The 25,116-nt window shown below is 61.3% G+C and carries 27 protein-coding genes and 1 other RNA gene; 14 read left to right on the plus strand and 14 right to left on the minus strand.

The features are described from left to right. Positions 1–12 precede the first annotated feature (12 nt). The 6 genes from recR to Q1A44_RS05120 form a co-directional block, all read right to left on the minus strand. Positions 13–606 (minus strand): recombination mediator RecR, encoded by a 594-nt coding sequence (gene recR, locus Q1A44_RS05095; protein ID WP_299620689.1) that lies wholly within the window; start codon positions 604–606, stop codon positions 13–15. A 69-nt stretch (positions 607–675) separates the two neighbouring features. Next, on the minus strand, positions 676–1,020 hold the full coding sequence (locus tag Q1A44_RS05100; protein WP_299620692.1) for a YbaB/EbfC family nucleoid-associated protein: 345 nt from the start codon (positions 1,018–1,020) through the stop codon (positions 676–678). A gap of 17 nt (positions 1,021–1,037) precedes the next feature. Further along, complete coding sequence (locus tag Q1A44_RS05105) at positions 1,038–1,400, minus strand: hypothetical protein (protein WP_299620695.1); 363 nt, start codon at positions 1,398–1,400, stop codon at positions 1,038–1,040. After that, positions 1,400–3,148, minus strand: a complete 1,749-nt coding sequence (locus tag Q1A44_RS05110; RefSeq protein WP_299620698.1) for a DNA polymerase III subunit gamma/tau — start codon at positions 3,146–3,148, stop codon at positions 1,400–1,402. Before Q1A44_RS05110 ends, Q1A44_RS05105 begins: the two co-directional genes overlap by 1 nt. 60 nt (positions 3,149–3,208) lie before the next feature. Further along, entirely contained in the window at positions 3,209–3,571 is a 363-nt protein-coding gene (locus tag Q1A44_RS05115; RefSeq protein ID WP_299620701.1) for a DUF202 domain-containing protein, read from the minus strand. 29 nt (positions 3,572–3,600) lie between these two features. Beyond that, positions 3,601–4,155 (minus strand): TetR/AcrR family transcriptional regulator, encoded by a 555-nt coding sequence (locus tag Q1A44_RS05120; RefSeq protein WP_299620704.1) that lies wholly within the window; start codon positions 4,153–4,155, stop codon positions 3,601–3,603. Between the two features lie 107 nt (positions 4,156–4,262). On the opposite strand from Q1A44_RS05120, the gene Q1A44_RS05125 reads away from it, so the two are divergent. After that, positions 4,263–5,132, plus strand: a complete 870-nt coding sequence (locus Q1A44_RS05125) for an alpha/beta fold hydrolase (protein WP_299620707.1) — start codon at positions 4,263–4,265, stop codon at positions 5,130–5,132. A gap of 151 nt (positions 5,133–5,283) precedes the next feature. Here the strand turns inward: Q1A44_RS05125 and ffs are convergent. Beyond that, positions 5,284–5,381, minus strand: an RNA gene (gene ffs / locus Q1A44_RS05130) — signal recognition particle sRNA small type. Between the two features lie 42 nt (positions 5,382–5,423). Further along, on the minus strand, positions 5,424–7,265 hold the full coding sequence (locus Q1A44_RS05135) for a 5'-nucleotidase C-terminal domain-containing protein (protein ID WP_299620710.1): 1,842 nt from the start codon (positions 7,263–7,265) through the stop codon (positions 5,424–5,426). 139 nt (positions 7,266–7,404) lie between these two features. On the opposite strand from Q1A44_RS05135, the gene nudC reads away from it, so the two are divergent. Beyond that, positions 7,405–8,373 carry an NAD(+) diphosphatase gene (nudC, locus tag Q1A44_RS05140; protein WP_299620714.1) on the plus strand — a complete coding sequence of 323 codons (969 nt, stop codon included), beginning with the start codon at positions 7,405–7,407 and terminating at the stop codon, positions 8,371–8,373. Between the two features lie 41 nt (positions 8,374–8,414). Continuing rightward, positions 8,415–8,882: an SRPBCC family protein gene (locus tag Q1A44_RS05145; protein WP_299620717.1), complete on the plus strand. Its 468-nt coding sequence runs from the start codon at positions 8,415–8,417 to the stop codon at positions 8,880–8,882. A gap of 5 nt (positions 8,883–8,887) precedes the next feature. Here the strand turns inward: Q1A44_RS05145 and Q1A44_RS05150 are convergent, their stop codons facing one another. Beyond that, the gene (locus tag Q1A44_RS05150; RefSeq protein WP_299620720.1) at positions 8,888–9,718 is read right to left on the minus strand and encodes a prephenate dehydratase; all 831 of its coding nucleotides are present in this window, start codon (positions 9,716–9,718) and stop codon (positions 8,888–8,890) included. A gap of 139 nt (positions 9,719–9,857) precedes the next feature. Between Q1A44_RS05150 and Q1A44_RS05155 the strand changes: the two genes are divergently transcribed. The 5 genes from Q1A44_RS05155 (at position 9,858) to Q1A44_RS05175 (ending at position 16,359) form a co-directional block, all read left to right on the plus strand. Beyond that, complete coding sequence (locus Q1A44_RS05155) at positions 9,858–10,370, plus strand: c-type cytochrome (RefSeq protein WP_299620723.1); 513 nt, start codon at positions 9,858–9,860, stop codon at positions 10,368–10,370. A gap of 299 nt (positions 10,371–10,669) precedes the next feature. After that, positions 10,670–12,526 (plus strand): extracellular solute-binding protein, encoded by a 1,857-nt coding sequence (locus Q1A44_RS05160; RefSeq protein WP_299621379.1) that lies wholly within the window; start codon positions 10,670–10,672, stop codon positions 12,524–12,526. 4 nt (positions 12,527–12,530) lie between these two features. Further along, positions 12,531–13,622: a microcin C ABC transporter permease YejB gene (locus tag Q1A44_RS05165; RefSeq protein ID WP_299620726.1), complete on the plus strand. Its 1,092-nt coding sequence runs from the start codon at positions 12,531–12,533 to the stop codon at positions 13,620–13,622. After that, positions 13,622–14,782: an ABC transporter permease gene (locus tag Q1A44_RS05170; protein ID WP_299620729.1), complete on the plus strand. Its 1,161-nt coding sequence runs from the start codon at positions 13,622–13,624 to the stop codon at positions 14,780–14,782. Before Q1A44_RS05165 ends, Q1A44_RS05170 begins: the two co-directional genes overlap by 1 nt. Next, positions 14,779–16,359 carry an ABC transporter ATP-binding protein gene (locus Q1A44_RS05175; RefSeq protein WP_299620732.1) on the plus strand — a complete coding sequence of 527 codons (1,581 nt, stop codon included), beginning with the start codon at positions 14,779–14,781 and terminating at the stop codon, positions 16,357–16,359. Before Q1A44_RS05170 ends, Q1A44_RS05175 begins: the two co-directional genes overlap by 4 nt. A 67-nt stretch (positions 16,360–16,426) precedes the next feature. Here Q1A44_RS05175 and hemN read toward each other — a convergent pair whose 3' ends face one another. Continuing rightward, positions 16,427–17,770, minus strand: coding sequence for an oxygen-independent coproporphyrinogen III oxidase (hemN, locus tag Q1A44_RS05180; protein WP_299620735.1), 1,344 nt, complete (start codon positions 17,768–17,770; stop codon positions 16,427–16,429). A 63-nt stretch (positions 17,771–17,833) separates the two neighbouring features. Here hemN and fnrL point away from each other — a divergent pair, with 63 nt between their 5' ends. Further along, on the plus strand, positions 17,834–18,577 hold the full coding sequence (gene fnrL, locus Q1A44_RS05185) for a transcriptional regulator FnrL (protein WP_299620739.1): 744 nt from the start codon (positions 17,834–17,836) through the stop codon (positions 18,575–18,577). An 86-nt stretch (positions 18,578–18,663) separates the two neighbouring features. Here fnrL and Q1A44_RS05190 read toward each other — a convergent pair whose 3' ends face one another. Next, entirely contained in the window at positions 18,664–19,503 is an 840-nt protein-coding gene (locus Q1A44_RS05190; RefSeq protein WP_299620742.1) for a universal stress protein, read from the minus strand. 207 nt (positions 19,504–19,710) lie between these two features. Here Q1A44_RS05190 and ccoN point away from each other — a divergent pair, with 207 nt between their 5' ends. Genes ccoN through ccoP form a run of 4 tightly spaced genes read left to right on the plus strand, consistent with a single transcriptional unit; the run spans position 19,711 to position 23,103 of the window. Next, on the plus strand, positions 19,711–21,312 hold the full coding sequence (ccoN, locus tag Q1A44_RS05195; RefSeq protein ID WP_299620745.1) for a cytochrome-c oxidase, cbb3-type subunit I: 1,602 nt from the start codon (positions 19,711–19,713) through the stop codon (positions 21,310–21,312). An 11-nt stretch (positions 21,313–21,323) separates the two neighbouring features. Then, positions 21,324–22,049, plus strand: coding sequence for a cytochrome-c oxidase, cbb3-type subunit II (gene ccoO / locus Q1A44_RS05200; RefSeq protein ID WP_299620749.1), 726 nt, complete (start codon positions 21,324–21,326; stop codon positions 22,047–22,049). Between the two features lie 11 nt (positions 22,050–22,060). Further along, positions 22,061–22,246, plus strand: a complete 186-nt coding sequence (locus tag Q1A44_RS05205; protein WP_299620752.1) for a cbb3-type cytochrome c oxidase subunit 3 — start codon at positions 22,061–22,063, stop codon at positions 22,244–22,246. Beyond that, positions 22,243–23,103 carry a cytochrome-c oxidase, cbb3-type subunit III gene (gene ccoP, locus Q1A44_RS05210; RefSeq protein ID WP_299620756.1) on the plus strand — a complete coding sequence of 287 codons (861 nt, stop codon included), beginning with the start codon at positions 22,243–22,245 and terminating at the stop codon, positions 23,101–23,103. The genes Q1A44_RS05205 and ccoP overlap by 4 nt, the downstream gene beginning before the upstream one ends. 52 nt (positions 23,104–23,155) lie before the next feature. On the opposite strand, the gene Q1A44_RS05215 is transcribed toward ccoP, so the two are convergent. Genes Q1A44_RS05215 through Q1A44_RS05225 form a run of 3 tightly spaced genes read right to left on the minus strand, consistent with a single transcriptional unit; the run spans position 23,156 to position 24,101 of the window. Next, the gene (locus Q1A44_RS05215; RefSeq protein ID WP_299620759.1) at positions 23,156–23,698 is read right to left on the minus strand and encodes a cysteine hydrolase family protein; all 543 of its coding nucleotides are present in this window, start codon (positions 23,696–23,698) and stop codon (positions 23,156–23,158) included. Positions 23,699–23,736: 38 nt separating this feature from the next. Next, a complete protein-coding gene (locus Q1A44_RS05220; RefSeq protein ID WP_299620762.1) occupies positions 23,737–23,976 on the minus strand; it encodes a DUF6552 family protein in 240 nt (79 codons plus the stop codon). Further along, positions 23,973–24,101, minus strand: a complete 129-nt coding sequence (locus Q1A44_RS05225) for a hypothetical protein (RefSeq protein WP_299620765.1) — start codon at positions 24,099–24,101, stop codon at positions 23,973–23,975. Before Q1A44_RS05225 ends, Q1A44_RS05220 begins: the two co-directional genes overlap by 4 nt. A 102-nt stretch (positions 24,102–24,203) precedes the next feature. On the opposite strand from Q1A44_RS05225, the gene Q1A44_RS05230 reads away from it, so the two are divergent. Beyond that, positions 24,204–25,085: a LysR family transcriptional regulator gene (locus Q1A44_RS05230; protein WP_299620768.1), complete on the plus strand. Its 882-nt coding sequence runs from the start codon at positions 24,204–24,206 to the stop codon at positions 25,083–25,085. Positions 25,086–25,116: the final 31 nt, after the last annotated feature.

Raw genomic sequence — 25,116 nt, forward strand, 5'->3', positions numbered from 1 at the left:
CTTTTTAGGGCGTCACAGGGATTTGCGTGCGCGCATAGCGGCGGTGATCGTGCCGTCGTCCAGATAATCCAGCTCACCGCCGATGGGGACACCTTGGGCAAGCGAGGTCAGAGAGACGTGCCCCTCCAACTGGTCCGCGATGTAATGTGCTGTGGTCTGGCCGTCGATGGTTGCGTTGAGGGCCAGGATGACTTCGGTCACGTTTTCTGTGGCCACCCGGTCGATTAGCCGGGGGATGCGCAATTCATCCGGGCCGACGGCATCCAGCGCCGAAAGCGTGCCGCCCAACACGTGATAGCGGCCCTTGAACGAGCCTGACCGCTCCATCGCCCACAGGTCTGCGACATCCTCGACCACGCACAACTCGCCATTGGCGCGTTTCTCCGATTGGCAGATATCGCAGATGTCGGACGTGCCCACATTTCCGCAATTCAGACATTCGCGCGCGGTCACGGCCACCGTCTGCATCATGTCCGCCAGCGGCGTTAGCAAGAGCGCCCGCTTGCGGATCAGATGCAGCACCGCGCGCCGGGCCGAGCGGGGACCTAAACCCGGCAGCTTGGCCATCATCTCGATCAAGGCTTCGATGTCGCGTGTACTGCTCAAACCGTTGACCTTGTTGTACGGAAGGGCGCCTCCGGCGGGCATATTCGGGGGAACACTGAAGGGGGCCGTTTAGAACGGCAGTTTCATACCTGGGGGCAGGCCCAGCCCTTCAGTCAGCTTGCCCATTTCTTCCTGCGCTCTTTCGGTGGCCTTGGCCTGGGCGTCCTTTATCGCGGCAAGGATCAGGTCTTCGACCACTTCCTTGTCGTCTCCGTTGAAGATCGACGGGTCAATGTCCAGCGCCGTCAAATCGCCCTTGGCCGTCGCCGTGGCCTTGACCAGACCTGCGCCGCTTTCTCCGGTCACCATCACGTTTTTCAGGCCGTCTTGCATTTCGGCCATCTTGGTCTGCATTTCCTGAGCTTTTTTCATCATCCCGGCCATATCGCCGAGCCCGCCTAGTCCTTTGAGCATTCTGTCATCTCCGAGTGTCATGCCCCGCTGTTGCGCGGGGCGGTGTAAATGATCGTTGCCACACATATTGCAGCGACGGCCGCGATGAACAAGGTCGGTGAGCCAATGCACCCTTCGGCCATGGCGGGGGTGCGGGTGCCCGTCGGATCCAGCATGGTGATGATCGACACCAATCCCGTCCACAGAACGACCACAGCCACACCGCCCCACTGACTGCGGAACCGGAGCGCGAGGAAGGTAAGCCCGACCAGCACCAGTGTCAGCGGCGAGGCTGTCAGCATGAACGCCTCGCTCAGAGCACTGGTGGGTGTGCCGTCCCAATCGGGACGCAAGGTGCTGCACACTTCTGCGCGGGCAGCGCCGGGCAGGGCGGCCAGCATCAATCCTCTTCGAATGGGTCCCATTCATCGTCCACTTCGGGCAGCGCTTCGATATGCGCCTCATTGGCGATATCCTGGGGCGTGCGGATGTCGGTGATCTTGGCCTTGGGAAACTGGGCCAGGACCGCTTGGACCAAGGGATGGCTTTCGGCCTGCGCGCGCAACGCGTTTTCAGCCGCGTCACGGACTTCGGCAATGGTCTCTGCGCCGCCGTCATTGACCACAGTCACCGCCCAGCGATTGCCCGTCCACGCCTGAAGCCGCGCGCCAAGCCGCTGGGCCAGATCACGGGGCGCGCGGTCGGTCGGCACAAATTCGATCCGCCCGGGCTGGTAATTGGCAAGGCGCAAGGTCGTTTCCACCTCGACCAGCAGTTTCACATCGCGATTGGCGCGGATCAGCTCAAGCACATGGTCAAAACTGGGATAGCGGGCTAGGGCCGCGTCCACGTTCTGCGCCAGTGCTGTGGTCTGGCCAGAGGCGGTGGGATTTGCAGCCATCCGAGCCTGCGCCTGATGCACGGCCTGCGCGCCGGGTGCTGCGCGGCCGCCGGGGGCCGGGGCCGGGGCTGCGGGGGGGGGCGTTGCGTTTTGCAACTTGCGGACCAGTTCGTCCGGGCTGGGCAGGTCCGCCACGTGGGTTAGTCGGATCACCGCCATTTCGGCTGCCATCATTGCGTTTGGGGCAGCGGCCACTTCGTCCAGTGCCTTGAGCAGCATCTGCCAGAGCCGTGTCAGCACCCGCATTGGCAACGCCTCAGCCATGTGCTGGCCCCGGCTCCGCTCGTCCGGGGAAATCGTCGGGTCATCCGCAGCCTCGGGGGTAATTTTCACCACTGATACCCAATGGGTGATCTCGGCCAGATCGCGCAGCACGGCCATGGGGTCTGCCCCATCGGCATATTGGCCCCCAAGCTCCGTCAGCGCCCCCGCAGCATCACCTTTGAGGATCATGTCAAAGAGGTCCAGCACCCGGCCCCGGTCAGCCAGACCCAGCATGGCGCGGACCTGATCGGCAGTGGTCTCGCCCGCCCCATGGGAAATCGCCTGATCCAGCAGGGAGGTCGCATCGCGCGCCGACCCTTCGGCGGCGCGGGTGATCAGTGCCAATGCATCATCCGCAATCTCGGCACCCTCGGAGGCGGCGATCTTGCGCAACATGCCGATCATCACTTCGGGTTCGATCCGGCGCAGATCAAAGCGTTGGCAACGCGATAGGACCGTAACGGGCACTTTGCGAATCTCGGTGGTGGCGAAGATGAATTTGACGTGGGAGGGGGGTTCTTCGAGTGTTTTCAAAAGCGCGTTGAAAGCCGAGTTCGACAGCATGTGCACTTCGTCGATGATGTAGATCTTGTAGCGGGCCGAGGCCGCGCGATAGTGCACCGAATCGATGATCTCGCGGATGTCGTTGACCGAAGTGTTGGAGGCCGCATCCATCTCGAGCACGTCGACGTGACGCCCCTCCATGATGGCGACACAATGCTCGCAAACTCCGCAGGGTTCGGTTGTCGGGGTGCCCGTGCCATCGGGGCCGATACAGTTCATACCCTTGGCGATGATGCGGGCCGTGGTCGTTTTGCCGGTGCCGCGAATGCCCGTCATGACAAAGGCCTGGGCGATCCTGTCCGCCTCGAAGGCATTTTTCAGGGTGCGGACCATCGCATCCTGGCCCACCAGATCGACAAAGGTCTCGGGCCGGTATTTGCGGGCGAGGACCTGATAGGTGTCTTGGCTCGGATCGCTCATCACTGTCCCCGGATTCGTTGAAGGGTCAGAGTAGAACGCGGGCGCGGGGCCGTCCAGCGATCAGAGTGACCAGAGCACTCCGCCGGTAGCCAAAGTGGCGATGGTCATGGCAACGGCAAGGCGGGTAAAACTGCCCGAGGACTGCGCTTCGACGTCGTTTTGATGCAGGCGCGCGATGGTCTTGCAAGCCTGCCGTTGCGCGGCCCAATAGAGCATGATGGCGATGCCCAGAAACATGCTGGCGACCACTTTAGCGATCCAGGTGGGTTCGGTCGCGCCAAAAACGGCCTTGAGGCCGATGGCGATCCCGACGGCCCCGAGGCCGGTGCCCATCCAACTGGAGAACGTACGTTCCGTGGCCAGAATTGTACGATCCTCGGCCCATTTGGTCCGGTCGCGGGCGTTTTCGTCGTCGTCGCTCATGGGCAAGTGCTCCGGCTGTGTCGCGTCATTCAGGTGTCGTTTCGTTTGATCAATCCGCGCAGGATGTCGGAGCTACGCCGAGCGCGAGCCAATGACCACCCCCCCTGGATCAGGATAAAAAGGTGCTCGGCCTTTGCATGCGCTGCCTCTTCGCTCAAACCGAGGCGGGCGGCGTGGTCGTGGACCTCTGCAATCCAGCCTTCATAGATATGCTCGGCATGGTCGCGAAAAAGCGTATTGTCGGGGCCCTCAAAGAGTGTGGCGGCGATGGGGCATGTATCCCACCCGGTCAGGTCAAAGAGTTTGGCCAGCTTGTAGCACAGGGTTGTCGCCCCGTCTTCGAAGCTGTCTGCGCCGTCAAAGCTGGCGGCAATCAGACGCAGCATCTCGTCAGAGGCCCAAGTGGCTGCGGCCAAGGCGAGGTCGGACTTCCCGTTGGGAAAATGATGATAGAGCGAGCCCTTGGGTGCATTCGCGTCGGCCAGCAAGTCTGCCAGCCCGACGCCGTGATAACCCCGCGTACGAAACAACGTGGCGGCAGACATGATCAAGCGATCCTTGGTGGGCAGGGCAGGTTTTGTCATCTGGGCAGCTTGACAGGAATAGACCGATTGGTCCAGTGTCGCGAATAGACCGATTGGTCTAGAGACTTGCGTGGGTACGCCCTGCGCCGACACAACGGAGCCAGAAGATGTTTGATACCGCACCCATCCGCCGTGACGTTCACGAACGTTCTGTCGCCTTCAAGACAGCTGACGGGGCCGAGCTGGTCGGGCGGCTGTATCGGCCTGCGGGCCGGGCCTTTGCTGCTGTGGTATTGAACAGTGCCACGGGTGTGCCGCAGGGATTCTACGCACATTTTGCGCGCTGGCTCGCGGCGGAACGGGGCATGGCCTGCTTGACCTATGACTACCGCGGCCTTGGCCGGTCAACTTTCGGGCCACTGCGCCGACACAAGGCGGACATGATTGATTGGGGCACCAGTGATCAAGTCGCCGCCCGCCGGGCAATGCGCCGCGAAGTGCCCGATACACAGCTTTGGGTGATCGGGCATTCGCTGGGCGCGATGTTGCTGCCCAACCAGCCCGAGATGGAGGATGTGGCCCGCGTGATCGGCATCGCCTCCGGTATGGTGCATCACAGTGATCATCCCTGGCCCTACCGTGCCAAAGCGCTGGCTTTCTGGTTCGGGATCGGGCCACTCGCGACCGCAATATGCGGGTACCTTCCAGGCAAACGGCTCGGTTTCGGCGAGGACCTGCCCGCAGGCGTCTTTTGGCAGTGGCGAAAATGGTGCACGTCGCGCGCGTTCTATGCCGATGATCTGGGCACCCGTTTGCCTGCGCCGGATTGGACGGCACCGGCCCCTGTCCGGTTGATCGCCTTTGCCGATGACGATCTGGTCCCGTCCGGCTGTGTAGCTCGGTTGGCGGATGTTTATGGGCCTGCGACTCGCTTTGATCTGTTGGCCCCGGCAGATTTTGGTTTGACTGCCGTGGGCCACCTCAGTGCCTTTTCCCGCCGCAACCGCGCCATTTGGCCTGCCTTGCTGGATGGATGACGGTGGGCATCGTGCGCCCACAAGTCCGCACTAACGGTATCGGTGCGCCGTCGTGGCCCCATGGTAGTCGTGCTTGATCATTTAATCCCACTCGGCGTTTCTTAAAAAACCACCTGCCGGGAAACGCGCCAACCCTTTGGTTTTGACGCTGTGGTGAGAGATTGACATCGACCCAAGCGGGGCTCGTTGCGGCTGCTTCCTTCCGGATCTGACCGGGTTGGCGAGGCGCTTGCCCGCGCCAACCTCTCGATCAGCGATATAGGCCCTGTTGGCCGGGCACGCAAGGGTGGGTCAGATCGTGACTTGCACTTCGAGAAAGCCGGCCGCGTTCAGGCCCATCGGCCGAGGGTCAAAGCGCGCGATGTCTTCGAGATGTGCCGTCGCCCAAGGCGCGGTTTCGATAATTACCTGTGCCTCAAGGCCCGTCACAAAGTACCATGCGCTGGGCGCGCTGGCCGCGCCAAAGGGCGCGTCGCGGAATGTCTCGGACACGGCCTTGCGCATGTCCAATTCGGTGCGCAGCACTTGCGTTGCGGTATCGAGCCCCGGGAAATTCCCGCCGCCCGCGCCGCGATAGCTGCTCATGGCCACCAGAAAACAGTCATCCGCTGCAATGTCGGCACCCTTGTACCGCAAGCGGCGCACCCGCGTGGCTGCCCGGTCAAGCAGACTGCCGGAAGCGTCAAAGCGGGCGGGCGCAAAGGGATCATACTCTGTCTCGACCCCCACCAGCGTGTCGAAATTGAACGCGGGCGCGTCCGGATTTGCCAGCGGCGACAGGCGCCCTGCTGTTGGTCCAAAGATAGCGGCTGACCGTTCGGCCCAATCATAAAGTGCGGCCCCGGTCATCAGGATGGCCCAGATCTGATTCGGATAGGGGCTGATCATCGACGCATGCCGCGCCAGAACCGGACCTTTGGGGATATCGACATAGTTCATGACGCCGCCCTGACCGCCCGCCGCCGTACAGGCCACAGAAGCGATCAAGGGTACCTCGGCCAGTGACCCACCCGCCACTTCGCCTGCGATGGCCTGTGTCAAGGCGCGGGCGACCAGCACGGCTTCGGTCCCGCTTTGCAGCAGGTTGAAGAAGCTGTGGATGGCATGGCCGGTGGTTGTCAGAGGTTCGGCCAGGCGAGACCGTGCCGCGGCAATGGATGGGGCGGCAAGGGTGGTGATCGCGCCGTCGGGGTCGTTGGGGCGGGCGTCTTGCAAACCGCTCTCGTGCCCCACCACCTGCCAGCCGTCATGGTTCTGTGCCAAGGCAAGGTCGATGCATCCCAGAGATTTGGCAAAGACGCCGGGCATCACTGCGGGCACACCCGCAACCGTGCCGCGCGTCGCATCGACGATGGCCCCCATCCCCTGATCATCGCCCGGAAACTGACGATGGGTGTGACCGAGGATCATCGCATCAATTCCGGGCACCTGAGCCGCGATCTGGGCGGCAAAGTTCTCGCCCGCCGGATCGGGATCAAGGGACAAGCCGCTGTGACAGAGCAGCACGATTACGTCAGCGCCACCTGCACGCAGCGCCGCCACCGCGCGCCCCGCAGCCACAACGCCATGCTCAAAGGTGACGCGGTCGTGCAACGCACGGTGGTTCCACACCAGGGTCTGTGGCGGCAGGACAGAGGTGACGCCGATGCGTAATGCACGGGTGGTGCCGTCGCTGCACTGCACCGTGCGCGCTAGCTGGGTATGAGGCAGGACGCCCGCGACCTGGCCCGGGCCCAAACTGGCGCAAAGCACGGGCGGGACCATCTGCGCCGTGATCCGCTCCAGCAGGGGCAGACCATAGTCGAAATCGTGATTGCCGAGGCCCACGGCATCATAGCCCAAAGCAGTCGCGATGCCCGGCCAGGGATGCGCGACAGGGCTGGGGTCAAGCGCGCACAGGTCCCCTTCGGACGTGCCTTGCAGGATATCACCATTGTCGAGCAGCAGGCAGAGGCCCGGGGCACTGTCCCGCGCGGCATGAATGGTAGGCGCCAACTGGTCCAGGCCGACGCCCCGGTCCATGTGATCCTGGCGCGCGTTCCATCCCGTCATGTGCATATGCACGTCCGTTGTCGCAAGAATGCGCAGATGCGCATGGCTCTGCTGCGGGTCTGAACAGGTGCTGTCGGTCATTCGCGGAGGCTTGTCCGTCGGCCCAGGAGACACAAGCGCAAATTGCAGCCGATGCAATCAGAGCGTCGGGCCATTGCACCCACGCCACGCCCGTGCCAAGCCTGCGCCCCAACAAGAGGCGACGCGAAGGACCAGGAACATGCGCCACGCAGAGACAGTGACATTCGGCGGTTCCGGGTTGGACCGGGGGGGCGAGGTGCGTGGCGACGCCGAGGCGCTCAAGGCTGCCGCCGCTCATCCGGACGCGCGCACCGTCGTGTTGTGGCGTGGCAAGATCCTGATCGCAAGCACCCGGCCTGCCCATGTGGTGCAAGTGCCGATGGATCATCCCGCGCTGAAGGACGCGCTGATGCCGCCGATCTTTCTGGGCCGCGAAGAGGGTGCACCCCGCTTTGCCCATGACCTGTCGGGCTGGCACCCTGACAACCTGGACAGCGCGCTGATCGGTGCCTTTGTGGACCCTTCAGAACAGCACCACCCGGCCTTCGAACCCATCGAGGTTTTTGCCGAACTACGCCGGATCATGACCTGGCTCAGCCCACGGGACGCAGAATTGGCGGCCACAGCCAAAGCGATCTTTGGCTGGCACGAAAGCCACCGCTTTTGCTCAAAATGTGGCGCCGCCTCTGAAGTGTCGCAAGGCGGCTGGCAAACTACGTGCCCGGCCTGCAACGCGCATCACTTCCCGCGCACCGACCCGGTGGTCATCATGTTGATCACCCACGGCAATTCGGTGCTCATGGGCCGCTCGCCCGGTTGGCCCGAGGGGATGTATTCGCTGCTGGCAGGTTTTGTGGAGCCGGGTGAAACCCTTGAGGCTGCGGTGCGCCGCGAGGTGTTCGAAGAGGCAGGCGTGACCGTGGGGCAGGTGGATTATCTTGCCAGCCAACCCTGGCCCTTTCCCGCCTCTTTGATGTTCGGTTGCCGGGGCGTAGCCACGAGCCAGACGATTACCATCGATCCGGTCGAGATCGAAGACGCCATGTGGATGAGCCGCGATGAGATGATGACGGTTTTTGCGGGCGAGCACCCCACCATTGCGCCCGCGCGCAAAGGCGCAATTGCACACTTTTTGCTGGAAAACTGGCTTGCGGATACGCTGGATTAAGGGGACACTGCCCAAAACCGCGCAAAAAGCAGGTGCAGGCCATGAAATTCTCGTCGAGGGAAGACATTGACGCTCCGATTGAGAGGGTGTTCGAGGCGCTTTGTGACTTTGAGGCGTTCGAGCGGCAGGCGATGCGGCGCGGTGCCGAGGTGCAACGTGTCGATGCACTGGGCGCGCCGGGCGTCGGGATGACCTGGAAAGCGGCATTTACGATGCGCGGACGCCGCCGCGAGCTTGACCTTGAACTGGTCCGGTTTGATGTGCCCAACGAGATGGTCTTTGCCGCAAAATCGCCCGGCATGGGCGGCACGTTTTCCGTGGAACTGATTGCCCTGTCGCGCAGTCGAACGCGCATGTCCATCGCGCTGGAAATGGCACCCTTGAACCTGTCGACCCGGCTGTTGGTGCAATCGCTCAAACTGGCCAAGAACTCTCTGACTAAACGGTTCAAACTGCGGGTGGCCGAATACGCCAAAACGCTCGAAGAGCGGTTGCAACGTTCGGCCTGATCAGGTCACTCCCGTCCGGCGGCCGCCGGGTATACCCCCAGAATATCGAGCCGGTTGGTGAAGTAATCCAGCTCTTCCAGCGCGCGGGCCACAGCCGGATCATCCGGGTGACCTTCGATGTCGGCGTAGAACTGCGTCGCGGTGAAGGCCCCGCCGACCATATAGCTTTCCAGCTTGATCATGTTCACGCCATTGGTCGCAAAGCCGCCCATCGCCTTGTAAAGGGCGGCGGGAATGTTGCGCACCTCAAAGACAAAGGTCGTGATCATGTGGGCATGGCGCGGACTGTGATCGGCATGGGGCGACATCAATAGGAACCGGGTCGTGTTGTGGCCCTGATCCTCGATATCGCGGGCCAGGATCTGCAAGTTGTGAATGTCGGCGGCCACGGCAGAGGCTAGGGCACCCACGCCCATCTCGCCCGCTTGGGCGATGTCGGATGCGGCACCGGCACTGTCGGCGGCGGCCTCAGAGGTGATTCCATGCGCATTCAGAAAGGCACGGGCCTGCGGGATCAGCACCAGATGGGCCCGCACATGACGGATGTCCTCAAGGGTCTGACCGGGCATCGCCATAAGTGAGATGCGAACGCGCACGAATTCTTCGTCCACGATATGCAGCCCACTTTCGGGCAACAGGCGATGAATATCGGCCACCCGGCCATAGGTCGTGTTCTCAACAGGCAGCATCGCCATATCTGCATTGCCTGCGCGCACGGCCTCGATCACGTCCTCAAAAGTCCGGCAGGGCACCGGCTGCGCATCGGGGCGGGCCTTCAGGCAGGCCTCGTGACTGTAGGCGCCCAGGTCGCCCTGAAATGCAATCCGCTGTGACATCTGTCTTTCCTTAACCAGTTTCGCCCTATCCTTTTTTGGGGGCAGGGCGATTGGTCGCGGTTAGTATCGCTTGCCAGCGCCGAGGGGAAGCAATAGATACCCGCCCGAGCGAAGAGATAACCCACGAGAGTGACAACACATGTTCGACACGATGACCTTCACCAAGATCGCAGGCAGTTTGTGCGGTGCGTTGCTGATCCTTTTGCTGGGCAAATGGGCGGCTGAAGAGCTGTTTCATGTCGGTGGTCACGGTGATCACGCCCAGGCCTATGTGATCGACACCGGGGTGGACGAAACACCCAGCGACGAACCTGTGCTGGCCTTTGCCGATGTGTTTGCTGCCGCCGACCCCGGCAAAGGGGAACGCGCCTTCCGTCAGTGCAGCGCCTGTCACAAGCTGGTCTCGGGCGAAAATGGTGTTGGCCCCTATCTGCACAACGTCGTTGGTCGTGATGTGGGCACCGCCGTTGGCTACGCTGCCTATTCCGGCGCGCTGAGCGAGGCGGCAGACGTCTGGACCCCCGAAAACCTGAACGCGTTCCTGGAAAACCCGAAGTCCTACGCGCCCGGTACATCCATGAGCTATAACGGTATGCGCGACATCGAAGACCGCGCAAACCTCATCGCCTATCTGGCGACCTATACCGACTAAGTCCCTCGGGCATCGAAATCATGCAAAGGCCGCGTGCAATTCTGCCCGCGGCCTTTTTTATTGCCCATGTTACAGCCTGATCACGGCTGGGCGAGCAAGTTCACATATTCTCAAGTTGCATATTGGCGAATGGCTCCATTAGCTTAGATCAACACGCAAGAGCGTTCGCACTTGGCCACAGCAGGAGACCAAACATGCGCAAGACACAGCCCCACACCCGACCACAGGCCCGATCCCGCGTACGTGCCAAGGTGGCGCGCCCCGCAAATGTGATGTGGTGGGGGCTTGGTCTTGTGGGGATGGTTCTGGCGCTGATGGCCAGCCATGCGCGGGCGGATGGGCACGAAACCATCATCTCAAGCCACGGCTATTCGTTTTACGGCGACTTGACCTATCCTGCGGATTTCACCCATTTTAACTATGTGAACCCCGATGCGCCAAAAGGGGGCGAAATTGCCCTCGGCACCGTGGGCACATTCGATTCGATGCACCCCTATACCCGCAAGGGCCGGGCAGGCGCGTTGTCCTCTTCGATTTACGAAAGCCTGCTGGGCGAGGGTGTGAACAGCACCGCGGTGCCTGCGGATGTCTATGCCGAGTACTACTGCCTGCTCTGTGACCGACTCGAATATGATGAGGGCAAGAACTGGGTAATCTTCTATATGCGCCCCGAGGCGCGGTTTTCCAATGGAACGCCTGTCACTGCCCATGACATCGCCTTTTCGCATAACCTGCTGCTGGATGAGGGTCTGAAATCCTATGCCGATGCGGTGCGCAAACTGATCCCCAAGGTCGAGGTTCTGGACGATTACACGATCAAGTTCTACTTCACCGAAGGGGTGTCGCGCCGGTCCCTCATCGAACAGGTGGGCGGCGTCCCCGCCTGGTCCAAGAAGTGGTATGAGGAAACCGGGGCCAGCCTCGACGAAAGCCGGTTGGAAATTTCGCCCGGATCCGGCCCTTATGTGGTCGACAGTGTCGATGTAAACCGCCGCGTCGTTTACAAACGCAACCCCGACTATTGGGGCAATGACCTGCCCTTCAACAAGGGGCGCAACAATTTCGACAGCATCCGCATCGAATATTTCGGCGATGCCGAGGCCGCTTTCCAGGCCTTCCTTGCAGGTGAATTTACCTTCCGTTCGGAAAATGATTCCAAGAAATGGGCGACCGGCTATGACACGCCCAAGGTGGCCAGCGGTGCCATCGTGCAGGCGGATTTGCCGGACGGCGCGCCGCCTACCCCTTCCGGGATTGTGTTCAACCTGGGCCGTGAACAGTTGCAGGATACCCGCGTGCGCGAGGCTATCGCGCTGGCCTACAACTTTGAGTGGACAAACGCATCGCTGCAATATGGCCTGTTCAAACAGCGGGCCTCCTATACCCAGGACACGCCCTTGATGGCCACGGGTCTGCCCGAAGGTGCAGAACTTGAGCTGCTGCAAAGCCTGGGCGATCTGGTGCCTGCCGATATGCTGACCCAAGAGGTGCGCGTCCCGCACACCTCGAATGAGGCGCGCCTCTTTGACCGGCGTAATGCGCGCACGGCCATGGCGCTGTTGGATGAGGCCGGTTGGGCTGTGGGTGACGACGGCATCCGCCGCAACGCCGCGGGCGAAAAGCTGTCGTTGAGCTTCCTGTTCAACTCGTCCTCGCCCGACACGCTGTCGGGGGCGATGGAAAACTTTGTCTCGAACGTCCGCAAACTGGGCATCGAGATCGAGTTGGAAAAGGTGGACCCCTCGCAATACACCTCCCGCGAGCGGGATCGCGACTATGATCTGGTGTTTGATGCCTATGCGGCTTTCCTGGGCACCGGAACGGGACTTTTGCAGCGCTTCGGCTCCGAAGCCGCAGAGTTCTCGCTCTTTAACCCCGCTGGGCTGGCCAGCCCGCTGGTGGACGCGATCATCGACGCGTCGCTGAACGCCCAGACACGTGAGGAAGAACAGGCCTCGCTTATGGCGCTGGATCGGGCGCTGCGCCACGCCTTCATCATGATTCCGCTGTGGTACAACCCGTCCTATTGGGTGGCCTATTATGACAAGTTCGAGCATCCCGAAACGATCCCGCCCTACGCTCTCGGCCAGTTGGATTTCTGGTGGTACAACGAGGAAAAGGCGCAAGCGCTGAAAGCCTCGGGCGCGCTGAGGTAGACGCATGGCCCCCTATATCCTGCGCAGGCTGCTCTTGGTCATTCCGACCTTGCTGGGCATCCTGTTGGTCAACTTCACGCTCACGCAATTCGTGCCCGGCGGCCCCGTCGAACAGGCCATTGCGCGGGCCCAAGGGGGCGGGGACGTCTTTGGCGGTTTTGCCGGGGGCAACAATGACGCAGGCGCGGACGAGCTGAACACAGCCTCTGACAGCGAATATGTCGGCGCACGCGGCCTGCCGCCCGAGTTCATCGAAGAGCTCAAGGCCGAGTTCGGGTTCGACAAACCGCCCGTCCAACGCTTCCTCAACATGGTCTGGAACTACATACAATTCGATTTCGGAGAGAGTTATTTCAGGTCCATATCCGTCATAGACCTGGTGATCGAGAAATTACCCGTCTCAATCACCCTGGGCCTTTGGTCGACGATCATCGCCTATCTGGTGTCGATCCCATTGGGTATCCGCAAAGCGGTCAAGGACGGCACGCCCTTTGACACCTGGACATCCGGCGCGATCATCGCGGCCTATGCGATCCCCGGCTTCCTTTTCGCGATCCTGCTGCTCGTGCTTTTTGCGGGTGGCACCTATTGGCAGATCTTCCCGCTACGGGGCCTGACCTCTGACAATTTCGAAGATCTCAGCGCTTGGGGCAAAGTGGTCGACTACTTCTGGCACATCACCTTGCCGGTGCTGGCCGGCACCATCGGGGCCTTTGCCACGCTGACCTTGCTGACCAAAAACAGCTTTCTGGACGAGATCAAGAAACTCTATGTCATGACCGCCCGCGCCAAGGGGTTGTCGGAACGGCAGGTCCTCTATGGGCACGTTTTCCGCAACGCGATGCTGATCGTGATCGCGGGCTTTCCGGCAGTGTTCATCGGCGTCTTTTTCGGCGGCTCGCTGATCATCGAGACGATCTTTTCCCTCGATGGGTTGGGGCGGCTCGGGTTCGAAGCGGCGGTCGCCCGCGACTATCCGATTGTCTTTGGCACGCTCTATATCTTTGGGCTCATGGGGCTTTTGGTCGGCATCCTGTCAGACCTCATGTATGTGCTGGTCGACCCACGCATCGACTTTGAGCGGAGGGAGGGCTGATGGCGGTCACCGAGCCAGCGACGCTTGCCGTTCCTGCGCCCAAGCGTAAATTCTTTTCCCTGTCGCCGCTGAATCAACGCCGCTGGCGGAATTTCAAGAAGAACCGGCGCGCCTATTGGTCGCTCTGGATCTTTTCGATCCTCTTTGGGCTTAGCATGTGCGCCGAGTTTCTGGCCTATGACAAGCCGATCCTGATCCGCTATCAGGGCGCGTTCTACACCCCGATCTGGAACTTTTATGCCGAAACCGACTTTGGCGGCGATTTCCAGACCGAAGCGTCCTACCGGGATATCGAGGTGCAATGCCTGATTGCCTCGGGCGGCATGGACATCTGTTTTGACGACCCCGAGGGCGTGATCGAGGATGCGCGCGATGGCATCGTCGATGGCGAGGAGATCAATCGCGGCTGGGCAATCTGGCCCCTCATTCCGTACAGCTATGACACCGCTGTGGACCGACCCGGGGCTGCACCGCTGGCACCGAATTCCGAAAACCTGTTGGGCACTGACGGGACAAAACGCGACGTGCTGGCGCGGGTGATCCACGGGTTCCGGCTGTCCGTTCTTTTCACCCTGATCGTGACAGGGGCCTCAGCGGTTATCGGCATCATCGCAGGCGCGGTGCAGGGCTATTTTGGCGGGCGCACCGATCTGATCTTCCAGCGGATCATCGAAATATGGTCCTCCACCCCCAGCCTTTACGTCATCATCATCATGTTCGCGATCCTGGGGCGCAGTTTCTGGCTGTTGGTCTTCCTCCTCGTCCTCTTCGGCTGGACGGGTCTGGTGGGCGTCGTCCGGGCGGAATTCCTGCGCGCCCGGAACCTCGAATACGTGCGCGCGGCCCGTGCCCTGGGGGTAAGCAATCTCACAATCATGTTCCGGCACATGCTGCCCAACGCGATGGTGGCGACGCTGACCATGCTGCCATTCATCATCACCGGCACAATCTCGTCTCTGGCCGTGCTCGACTTTTTGGGTTTTGGCCTGCCGTCCTCGGCCCCGTCTCTGGGCGAGCTGACATTGCAGGCAAAACAGAACCTGCAAGCGCCCTGGCTGGCCTTCACCGCTTTCACGGTCTTTGCCATCATGCTCAGCCTTCTGATCTTCATCTTTGAAGGCATCCGGGACGCGTTTGACCCGAGAAAGACCTTTTCATGACGGCACTTTTGGATGTGAAGGATCTGCGGGTTGCATTCCGGCAGGATGGGCATGTCACGCATGCGGTCAAAGGTGTGTCATTCTCTGTGGATCGGGGCGAAACGGTGGCTCTGGTGGGGGAATCCGGGTCGGGCAAATCGGTCTCCGCACTCTCGACCGTATCGCTCCTGGGCGACAGTGCCGAGGTTTCGGGCTCTGTCACCTATGACGGGCAACAGATGATCGGGGCCAGTGACCGGTTGCTGCGCAAGGTGCGCGGCAACGACATCTCGTTCATCTTTCAGGAACCGATGACGTCGCTCAATCCGCTGCATACCATCGAGAAACAACTGGGCGAAAGCCTGGCGCTGCATCAGGGGATCGCGGGTGCCGAGGCCCGGGGCCGCATTCTGGAACTGCTGGACAAGGTGGGCATTCGCGACGCGGAAACGCGGCTGGGTGCTTACCCGCACCAGCTGTCTGGCGGGCAACGCCAGCGGGTGATGATCGCGATGGCGCTGGCCAACAAACCCGACATCCTGATCGCGGACGAACCCACGACAGCGCTGGACGTGACCATTCAGGCGCAAATCCTCGACCTGCTGGCCGAGTTGAAAAAGACCGAACAGATGGGTCTGTTGTTCATCACGCATGACCTGGGAATCGTGCGCCGCGTCGCCGACAAGGTTTGCGTGATGCAAAACGGTGAAATCGTCGAGGCGGGCCCTGTGGCCGAGATTTTTGACAACCCGCAACACCCCTACACCAAAAAGCTGCTGGGGGCCGAGCCCAAGGGCCAGCCCGAACCCGTGCCTGCGGGGGCCGAGGTTGTGGCGCACACCGAACATTTGAAAGTGTGGTTTCCGATCACCGCAGGGCTTCTGCGCAAGACCGTGGGCCATGTGAAGGCGGTCAATGACGCGACATTCGAGGTCCGCCGGGGCGAGACCGTGGGCATCGTGGGCGAATCCGGGTCTGGCAAGACCACGCTGGCGCTGGCCATCATGCGCCTGATCTCGTCGGAAGGCGGCATCATCTATATGGGGCAGGACATTCGCAGCTGGTCTGTGCGTGAATTGCGCCGTCTGCGCAAGGATATGCAGATTGTGTTTCAGGACCCGTTCGGCTCGCTCAGCCCGCGCATGACGGCGATGCAGATCATCGCCGAAGGCCTGGGCGTGCACGGGATCGAAGATGGTCGACCGGTGCGTGATGTGGTCGCCGAAGTGATGGCGGAAACGGGCCTCGACCCGGCCACGATGGACCGCTATCCGCATGAGTTTTCGGGCGGGCAACGGCAACGGATCGCCATTGCGCGCGCCATGGTGCTGCGCCCCAAACTGGTGGTACTGGACGAGCCTACATCGGCCCTCGACATGACGGTTCAGGTTCAGATTGTTGAGCTGCTGCGCGGCTTGCAGAAGAAATACGGGCTGGCGTTTCTCTTCATCAGCCACGACCTGAAGGTCGTGCGCGCCATGAGCCACAAGGTGCTGGTGATGAAACAGGGCGATATCGTGGAGCAAGGCACAGCGGACGATTTGTTTGAACGTCCTCAGACCGACTACACGCGCCTGTTGTTGCAAGCGACGCATTAGGAGGTCCGCCGGACGACGTGCATTGGCCGCATGCGCGGCAATGACACCCCGCCCACCGTCCCTTTTGTCAAATGGCGGAGGCGTGCCTGCCTTCCTCAACCGTGTAATCATCAAAGTGCCGCGCCACGAGCCGCGTCAGCGCGCGCGATGCGGGCGGGATGATCAGCGTGTCATTTTGCAAGATCAGGGTCTCGTCAAAAGCTTGCGCGGCGGTCCGCATCAGCGCGCGCGCCTGGTCGGCCTGCGCACCGAAGTCCTGCGCTGACACTTCGAAATCGCACATGATCCGCTCGATAATGGCAGCGCGCAGCAGATCGTCACCCTGAAACGCATGGCCCTTTGCCGTGGCAAAGACCCCGTCGCGCACAGCGGTGGCATAGCGCGACGTGGCCGGGTTGTTCTGGGCATAGCCCTGCGGAAAGCGCGAGATGGACGAGGCCCCAAGGCCGATCAGCGTATCGTTTTGGTCATCGGTATAGCCTTGGAAATTCCGTTTCAACTGTCCGGCGGCCTGCGCCTTGGCCAGGCTGTCAGAGGGTACGGCAAAGTGGTCGATGCCGACTTCTTCATAGCCATCCCAGGTGAACAGCTTGCGCGCAATCTCGAAGAGGTTGAGCCGCTCGGCCGGCGTGGGCAGCGCGTCGGACGGGATCAGCGATTGCCGCCGCGCCATCCAGGGCACATGCGCATAGCCATAAAGCGCCACGCGGTCTGGCCCAAGGGACAAAAGCTTGCTCACGCTGTCGGTGATCCGCTCGGGCGTCTGATGGGGCAGGCCAAACAGGATATCGGCGTTCAGGCTGTGCACGCCCGCATCGCGCAGTCGTTCCACCGCCTGTGCGGTGATCTCAAAGCTTTGATCGCGTCCGATGACGGCCTGAATGTCGGGGTCAAAATCCTGCACCCCGATGGAGGCGCGGGTCATGCCAGCGGCCACCAGCGCGTCTACGCGTGGGCCGTCAATCTCGTTGGGGTCAATTTCGACCGAGAACTCGGCGCCGGGGGTAAAGGGCAACACGCCCGCAATCTTGCCCGCAAGGCCCGCGATCATGTCGGGCGTCAGCAAGGTGGGCGTGCCGCCCCCCCAATGCATCCGGTTCAGGCGCACGCCCGGGGGCAGCGTCCGTGCCAGCATGTCGATCTCGGCAAACAGGGTTTCGAGATAGGCGGCGACAGGCGCTGCGGTGGCGGTGCCTTGCGTCCGGCAGGCGCAAAACCAGCACAAACGCCGACAAAAGGGGATATGGATATAAAGCGATATTTGCCCACCGGCAGGCACGGCTTTGATCCACGCTTGCATTTGGTCCGAACCGACACGATCCGAAAAATGCGGCGCTGTGGGGTAGCTTGTGTAGCGCGGTACCTTCGCGTCAAAAAGCCCCAAGCGTTCGAATTTGGTTTTGGTTTCCATGGTTGAACGCTAGGGTTGTCTGAACCCGCGCGCCTTGACGCAGATCAACTTTCTGGATCCGCCATGACAACGATGACCCCTGACCTTGCCAAGCAAGACTGCAGCGATTGCCCGATCCGGCATCGGGCTGTTTGTGCCCGTTGCGAACCGGACGAGTTGGAGCGTCTGGAGGAAGTCAAGTATTACCGCACCTATGAGGCGGGTCAGACCGTGGCCTGGGCCGGGGACAAGATGGATTTCGTGGCCTCTGTCGTGTCGGGGGCGGCGACGCTGACCCAGACGATGGAAGATGGGCGGCGGCAGATGGTGGGCCTGTTGCTGCCGTCTGATTTTGTGGGTCGGCCGGGCCGTGATGGTGTCCGCTATGATGTGGTGGCGGTGTCCGAACTGGTGATGTGCTGTTTCCGCAAAGCGCCTTTTGAGAAGATGATCGCCTCAACACCGCATATTGCCGAACGGCTGCTCGAGATGACCCTGGACGAGCTGGATGCGGCCCGCGAATGGATGCTTGTGCTGGGCCGCAAGACGGCGCGCGAGAAAATCGCTTCGCTCTTGTCCATCATTGCGCGCCGTGATGCGGTCTATGCCCCTGGGGTAGTGCGGTCTGTGACGTTTGATTTGCCGCTGACGCGGGAGGCAATGGCCGATTATCTGGGCCTGACCCTGGAGACGGTCAGCAGGCAAGTGTCGGCCCTCAAGCGGGATGGGGTCATCGAATTGCAAGGCAAACGCAGGGTGCACGTGCCGGATGTCGATCTGTTGATGGAAGAGGCAGGCGACGACAGCGACGGTGGTTTGCTGGTCTGATCGTGGTCCGTCGGGACGGCGCGCATTGACCGCATTCGCGGCAATGACGCCCCGCCCACCGTCCCCGGCGAAGCGCCTTTTGCACTTTAGTGCGCCATGAACAACGGGACGGGGCAGTTTTCCAGCATATCCCGCGTGGCCCCGCCAAACATCGCCTCGGACCAGCGGGCGCGGCCATAAGCCCCCATCACCAACATGTCGATATCCCGGTCGCTGCAATGCCGGATCAAAACGCCACTGATCGTGGGCAGGCTGCGGGCCAGCACATCAATCTCGCAGCGCACCCCGTGCCGGGCCAGAAACTGCGCCAGCAAACCGCCGGGGTCGGACCGGTCCTGCCCATGCTGCGGCGGGTCGATCACCGACACGTATGTCGTATCGCCTGCCATCAGCATCGGAATGGCACTGCGCACCGCCCGCAAGGATTCGTCGCTTTCGTTCCAGCCGACCGCAGTGCGGCCGGGCGCTGCCCAACCGGTCATCCCGTCAGGCAGGATCAGAACGGGAACCTGGGCATCAAAAAGCGCCGCTTCGACAATTGCGGGCTCTTCGTAATTGGCTTTTGCGCCATAAGGCTTGGGCAGCACCACCAGATCGGCAAAGCGGGCGTGACGCCGGATGACGCTCGTCAGCATGCTGAGCGGCGTGATCACCTGGGTGACGCTGGCACGCATATCCGTCGTCTTGAGGCGCTCGGCCACCTGCGCTTCCAGCTCTTCGGCATCGGTGCGCGCGCTTTTCAGGCCCACTTCGAGGAGCGTCGCGCTCATCTCTGTATAGGCATAGCCCTGAATGGTGCGGTCGATACCAACCACCAGCACCTCCAGATGGGCATCATTGGCCGCCGCCAACGCCATGGCCGTATCAAGGCCGCGCAGCGCGTCATCGCCTTGAGTAACCACCGTCAGAATGGATGAATATGTCATGAGGACCTCCGCAAGTGTTTTGGGATGTCCTCAGTTTATGCCCCAGCGAAGGGCGCTGCATTGATCGGCGTCAACGCAATGGCGCTTATGGCTTGACCCAGATCAAAGACCCATCCCCTCCGTCAGTCCAAAAGAGCACATCGAAACAAGGAGGTGCCCGCCCGGAATCGGTTTCAAATGGGTATCTTGATAAGAAGGGAACGCAATATGGCACAGATGATAAAGCTGATTGCGCTGGGTTTGATCACATTGTGCGCGATGATCGCGGCAAACCACGCGCGCGATATAGCTTACCAGCTGCACGCCATCCTGATCATGTTGATCGCGGGTGGTATGTTTTTGTGGCAGGTCCGCCGCACGGGTGAAGACGTCACACCCGCACCGATGAACGAATATCATGACGGGGTGATCCGGGCGGGAGTAATCGCCACTGCCTTTTGGGGCATCGCAGGCTTTCTGGTCGGCGTTGTCATCGCGTTCCAACTGGCTTTTCCGGTGCTCAACTTTGACTGGGCCCAGGGCTATACGAACTTTGGCCGCTTGCGGCCCTTGCACACATCGGCTGTCATCTTTGCCTTTGGGGGCAACGCGCTGATCGCGTCGTCCTTCTTTATCGTCCAGCGCACCTGTGCCGCGCGGCTTTGGGGCGGTAACCTGGCGTGGTTCGTGTTCTGGGGATACCAGCTCTTTATCGTGCTGGCCGCCACCGGCTATTTGCTGGGCGGCACCCAATCCAAGGAATATGCCGAACCTGAATGGTATATCGACATCTGGCTGACCATCGTTTGGGTCGCGTATCTGGCGGTGTTTGTCGGCACGCTGATCAAGCGCCGCGAGCCGCATATCTATGTGGCCAACTGGTTTTTGCTCAGCTTCATCGTCACCGTGGCGATGCTGCACCTGCTCAACAACCTTTCCATCCCGGTCAGCATCTACGGCTCCAAGTCCGTCCAGGTCTTTAGCGGGGTACAGGATGCGATGGTGCAGTGGTGGTATGGGCACAACGCTGTGGGCTTCTTCCTGACTGCCGGTTTCCTCGGGATGATGTACTATTTCATTCCCAAGCAAGCCGAGCGGCCAGTGTTCAGCTACAAACTGTCCATCATCCACTTCTGGGCGTTGATCTTCTTGTATATCTGGGCGGGTCCGCACCACTTGCACTACACGGCACTGCCCGACTGGGCCTCGACGCTTGGCATGGTGTTCTCGATCATCCTGTGGATGCCCTCCTGGGGTGGCATGATCAACGGTCTGATGACCCTGCAAGGGGCGTGGGACAAGCTGCGGACCGATCCGGTCATCCGGATGATGGTGACCAGCCTCGCGTTCTACGGCATGTCCACATTCGAGGGGCCGATGATGTCGATCCGGGCGGTCAACAGCCTCAGCCACTACACCGACTGGACCATTGGCCACGTGCATTCCGGTGCACTGGGGTGGAATGGGTTGATCACTTTCGGCGCGCTCTACTACCTGACGCCGGTGCTGTGGAAACGCGAGCGGCTCTACAGCCTCAGCCTTGTCTCCTGGCACTTCTGGTTCGCCACGATCGGGATCGTTCTTTACGCGTCCTCGATGTGGGTCACCGGCATCATGGAAGGGCTGATGTGGCGTGAAGTCGATGCAAACGGGTTCCTCGTGAACAGCTTTGCCGACACCGTGAGCGCCAAGTTCCCGATGTATGTTGTGCGCGGTCTGGGCGGGGTTCTGTTCCTCGCTGGCGCCTGCGTGATGTGCTATAACCTCTGGATGACTGTGAAAGCATCGCCTGCCAAGGCACCGCTTTCCACAGCTGTCCCTGCTGAATAACGGAGGGACCAATGGGTATTCTCGACAGACACAAGATCCTTGAACGCAACGCAACCCTGCTGCTGATCTTCAGCTTTCTGGTGGTGACAATCGGGGGGCTGGTACAGATCGTGCCGCTTTTCTACCTCGAAAACACCATCGAGGAAGTCGAAGGCGTGCGGCCCTATTCCCCGCTCGAACTGGCAGGGCGCGACATCTACATTCGCGAGGGCTGCTATGTGTGCCACAGCCAGATGATCCGGCCCATGCGGGACGAGGTCGAACGCTATGGCCACTACTCGCTGGCAGCAGAGTCCATGTACGACCACCCCTTCCAATGGGGATCGAAACGTACGGGGCCTGATCTGGCCCGCGTCGGGGGGCGGTATTCGGACGATTGGCACCTCGTGCACCTGCGCGATCCACAAGCGGTGGTGCCGGAATCGGTCATGCCAAAATACGGATTTCTGGAACAAACCCTGATCGAGGGCGAGCATATCAAAGAGCTGTTGGCCACGCACAAGCTGGTTGGCGTGCCCTACACGGACGAGATGATTGACCTGGCGCAGCGCGACTTCCGCGACCAGGCCGATCCCGACAGCGATTTTGACGGCCTTCTCGAACGCTACCCGGGCGCGCAGGTGCGCAACTTTGACGGGGCCGCCGGGGTGTCCGAGGCCGACGCGCTCATCGCCTATCTGCAAATGCTGGGCACTTTGGTCGACTTCTCGACCTTCATCGCAGATGCAAGCCGGTAAGGAGAACGATTATGGATACCTATAGCATGCTGCGCGAATTTGCCGACAGTTGGATGCTCTTGGTGCTGTTTACGATCTTTGTGGGGGTGTTCCTTTGGGTCATCCGTCCGGGGTCAAGCGCGATACACCGCGACACTGCCGCCATCCCTTTCCGCAACGATGATGCCCCCATGGGTCCAGAGGAGGACCAGAGATGAGCAAGCAAACCGAACAAGACAATGACGTCGGCACCACCGGTCACGAATGGGACGGCATCGAAGAGCTGAACAACCCTCTGCCGCGGTGGTGGCTCTGGTGCTTTTACCTGACGATCATCTGGGGGATCGGGTACACCATCGCCTATCCCGCCTGGCCAATGATCAACAAGGCGACGGCCGGGGTGCTTGGGTACTCAACCCGTGCCGAAGTGGCCGAGGAAATCGCCGCTGTTGCCACAGCCAACGGGCCGATCAACGCCCGGCTTGAGGCGGCGGAACTGACCGACGTGCGGGCCGATGCGGACCTGATGCAATACGCCACCTCGGCGGGCGGGGCCGTCTACCGGACGTGGTGCACCCAGTGCCACGGCTCAGGCGCTGCGGGCGCCGTGGGGTTCCCGAACCTCTTGGATGACGACTGGCTTTGGGGTGGGGATATCGAAAACATCTACCTCACCATCGCCCACGGTATCCGCAACGAGGAAGACCTCGATAGCCGTTATTCCGAGATGCCCGCCTATGGCGAGATTTTCGAGGACGGGGAAATCGCCTCGGTGGTCCAATACGTCAAATCGCTGTCTGGCACGCCCGATGACGCGACGCTGGTGCCAGCGGGTCAGGAACTCTTCCTCGACAACTGTGCCGCCTGTCACGGCGAAAACGGGATGGGCGATCAGGATCTGGGCGCGCCCAACTTGACGGATGCAATCTGGCTTTATGGTGGGGACACCGACACGCTGACCGAAACCATCACTTACAGCCGCTATGGCGTGATGCCGCCTTGGCAGTCGCGTCTGTCGGAGGCTGAAATTCGCGCTGTCTCACTCTATGTGCACAGTCGCGGCGGGGGGCAGTAACTCCGCATGTGCGCGGCCCGGGGGGAGAGCTGGGCCGCGCACTTTGCTGATCTCAGGCGCCTAGATCGTCCACGGTTCGGACAGCGGCATAGGCACCGACCAGCGCACCCATAAAGGCCGCGTGGACCTGATCCGCGCTAAGGTCCTGACCGCCAAAGATGACGGGTTTTGCCGCACAGGCATCTTCGATCACCTCAATGTTGTAGCCCAGATCACGGCCCGCCCGCGCGGTGGCATCAATGCACATATTGCTCATTGCGCCCACAAGGCGGATATCCGTCACCCCAAGGGCGCGCAGATGCGCATCAAGGCCCGTGTTGTGAAAGCTGTTGGGCCGGTCCTTGGTGATCACCGGCTCGCCGTCCTTGGGCGTCACTGTGGCGTTGATCTCGCCGCCATAAGTGCCTGCCACCAGAAACGGAGCGCCGGGGGCGGCCTGATGCTGGATATGGACGATTTCCAGCCCCTCGGCCCGTGCGTGTGCCAGTACACGCGCGGCATTGGCCGCAGCGGCATCCATCTGGGGCAAAGTCCATGTGCCCCCGTCAAAATAGTCGTTCTGGATATCCACCAGCACCAATACGGTTTTTGTCATCGTCATTTCTTTCCTGACTAACCGGCCAAAAGACCATCTTATATTGTGGTCATCAGACCAACAAACATCGCTGCCATCGCCACGATATGGATGAGCATGATGGCCCGGTCATTCCAACGCATACCCACGATAAACCACCCCGCAATGCCCAGCACAAAGAACCACAGGTTCAGGGGGGTCACCCCCATCGCGGTCGCCCCGTATCCGAGGATTTGCGCGACAGAGGCCCCCCATTTGATGGCGTCCGTGGACAGAGCCCTATTCAGAACCCGGCTCACAGCTTGCTCAGATCGATGCATTTGCGTGTGGTCGGGTGCCACCACCGGCGGCCCTTGATCTCGACGGGTGTGCAGCGGCGGTTCCGCGAGGCGGTCATGAAAGTATGGGCATAGATGTTCAGCATGGTTCTATCTCCGCTTTGTCTCTTGTTTGCCTCATGAATATTGCGTTTCGCGGCGAAAAATGCGACTCAATTGGAATGCTGATGTGTAAGTTTGGATAACATATGGAATGGCGTGACATCCCCCCGCTGGCCGCCTTGCGTGCCTTTGCGGCTTTTAACGAGAGCGGCAGCGTCGTCGCCGCAGGGGAAGCTCTGGGCGTCAGCCATGCAGCGATCAGCCAGCAATTGCGCGCGCTTGAGGAACATCTGGGCGTGACCCTCTTCGACCGCTCGGGTCGCGCGATGCAGTTGACGCCTGACGGCGACATCCTGGCCCAGGGCTGCGCCGACGGCTTTGCCAGCATCGCACGGGCCGTGGCCCTCGTGACGGGGGCCGAGGCAACGCGCCCCTTGCACATCTCGCCCACGCCCAGCTTTGCCGCCGCCTGGCTGATGCCCCGGCTGGCCGAATTTCGCGCGCTGCATCCCGAGATCAACATCGTGCTCAACCCGACAGCGGAAAAGGTGGCGCTGACCCCGGGCGGTGTCGACCTGTCGATCCGTTACGGCGCAGGTCAATGGCCGGGGGTCGAGGCGACGCTGCTGGTCGAAACCAACATGGTTGTGGTGGGTGCTCCGTCCCTGATCGACTGCTGCGACACCAGCACACCCGAAGCGCTTAGCCTGTTCCCATGGTTGGACGAGGTTTGCACCAGCGAAAGCAGCGAATGGCTGCGCGCGCGGGGCGTGGCCGAGGGCAATCGGGGCGGCTTTATCCAGATGCCCGGCAACCTTTTGCTGGATGGGGCGCGTGATGGTCAGGGGCTGGCCGTGACCGTGCGCAATTTCGTCGAGGCTGACATTCGCGCAGGCCGCCTTGTGGTCCTGCAACAAGACGACACACCGGGCATGGGCTACCACCTCGTCACACGCCCCGGCATTCAACGCCCGCCCCTGCGCAGTTTCTTGAAATGGATCAAGAAAGCCGCCCGTGACTTGACCTGAGTCAAAGTGCATGATGGCGCTATCCGTCACA

This window comes from uncultured Tateyamaria sp., from assembly GCF_947503705.1.
Lineage (GTDB): Bacteria > Pseudomonadota > Alphaproteobacteria > Rhodobacterales > Rhodobacteraceae > Tateyamaria.

What these genes read in the sequence shown, in the direction of transcription:
- Q1A44_RS05205 (WP_299620752.1), top strand. Translation starts at nt 22,061, where the DNA reads ATGGATACCTATAGCATGCTGCGCGAATTTGCCGACAGTTGGATGCTC.
- Q1A44_RS05215 (WP_299620759.1), bottom strand. Translation starts at nt 23,698, where the DNA reads ATGACAAAAACCGTATTGGTGCTGGTGGATATCCAGAACGACTATTTT.
- Q1A44_RS05175 (WP_299620732.1), top strand. Translation starts at nt 14,779, where the DNA reads ATGACGGCACTTTTGGATGTGAAGGATCTGCGGGTTGCATTCCGGCAG.
- Q1A44_RS05150 (WP_299620720.1), bottom strand. Translation starts at nt 9,718, where the DNA reads ATGTCACAGCGGATTGCATTTCAGGGCGACCTGGGCGCCTACAGTCAC.
- Q1A44_RS05155 (WP_299620723.1), top strand. Translation starts at nt 9,858, where the DNA reads ATGTTCGACACGATGACCTTCACCAAGATCGCAGGCAGTTTGTGCGGT.
- Q1A44_RS05170 (WP_299620729.1), top strand. Translation starts at nt 13,622, where the DNA reads ATGGCGGTCACCGAGCCAGCGACGCTTGCCGTTCCTGCGCCCAAGCGT.
- Q1A44_RS05145 (WP_299620717.1), top strand. Translation starts at nt 8,415, where the DNA reads ATGAAATTCTCGTCGAGGGAAGACATTGACGCTCCGATTGAGAGGGTG.
- nudC (WP_299620714.1), top strand. Translation starts at nt 7,405, where the DNA reads ATGCGCCACGCAGAGACAGTGACATTCGGCGGTTCCGGGTTGGACCGG.
- Q1A44_RS05190 (WP_299620742.1), bottom strand. Translation starts at nt 19,503, where the DNA reads ATGACATATTCATCCATTCTGACGGTGGTTACTCAAGGCGATGACGCG.
- Q1A44_RS05225 (WP_299620765.1), bottom strand. Translation starts at nt 24,101, where the DNA reads ATGCTGAACATCTATGCCCATACTTTCATGACCGCCTCGCGGAACCGC.
- ccoN (WP_299620745.1), top strand. Translation starts at nt 19,711, where the DNA reads ATGGCACAGATGATAAAGCTGATTGCGCTGGGTTTGATCACATTGTGC.
- Q1A44_RS05120 (WP_299620704.1), bottom strand. Translation starts at nt 4,155, where the DNA reads ATGACAAAACCTGCCCTGCCCACCAAGGATCGCTTGATCATGTCTGCC.
- hemN (WP_299620735.1), bottom strand. Translation starts at nt 17,770, where the DNA reads ATGGAAACCAAAACCAAATTCGAACGCTTGGGGCTTTTTGACGCGAAG.
- Q1A44_RS05110 (WP_299620698.1), bottom strand. Translation starts at nt 3,148, where the DNA reads ATGAGCGATCCGAGCCAAGACACCTATCAGGTCCTCGCCCGCAAATAC.
- fnrL (WP_299620739.1), top strand. Translation starts at nt 17,834, where the DNA reads ATGACAACGATGACCCCTGACCTTGCCAAGCAAGACTGCAGCGATTGC.
- Q1A44_RS05125 (WP_299620707.1), top strand. Translation starts at nt 4,263, where the DNA reads ATGTTTGATACCGCACCCATCCGCCGTGACGTTCACGAACGTTCTGTC.
- Q1A44_RS05100 (WP_299620692.1), bottom strand. Translation starts at nt 1,020, where the DNA reads ATGCTCAAAGGACTAGGCGGGCTCGGCGATATGGCCGGGATGATGAAA.
- ccoO (WP_299620749.1), top strand. Translation starts at nt 21,324, where the DNA reads ATGGGTATTCTCGACAGACACAAGATCCTTGAACGCAACGCAACCCTG.
- Q1A44_RS05165 (WP_299620726.1), top strand. Translation starts at nt 12,531, where the DNA reads ATGGCCCCCTATATCCTGCGCAGGCTGCTCTTGGTCATTCCGACCTTG.
- ccoP (WP_299620756.1), top strand. Translation starts at nt 22,243, where the DNA reads ATGAGCAAGCAAACCGAACAAGACAATGACGTCGGCACCACCGGTCAC.
- Q1A44_RS05105 (WP_299620695.1), bottom strand. Translation starts at nt 1,400, where the DNA reads ATGCTGGCCGCCCTGCCCGGCGCTGCCCGCGCAGAAGTGTGCAGCACC.
- Q1A44_RS05135 (WP_299620710.1), bottom strand. Translation starts at nt 7,265, where the DNA reads ATGACCGACAGCACCTGTTCAGACCCGCAGCAGAGCCATGCGCATCTG.
- Q1A44_RS05230 (WP_299620768.1), top strand. Translation starts at nt 24,204, where the DNA reads ATGGAATGGCGTGACATCCCCCCGCTGGCCGCCTTGCGTGCCTTTGCG.
- Q1A44_RS05115 (WP_299620701.1), bottom strand. Translation starts at nt 3,571, where the DNA reads ATGAGCGACGACGACGAAAACGCCCGCGACCGGACCAAATGGGCCGAG.
- Q1A44_RS05160 (WP_299621379.1), top strand. Translation starts at nt 10,670, where the DNA reads ATGGTTCTGGCGCTGATGGCCAGCCATGCGCGGGCGGATGGGCACGAA.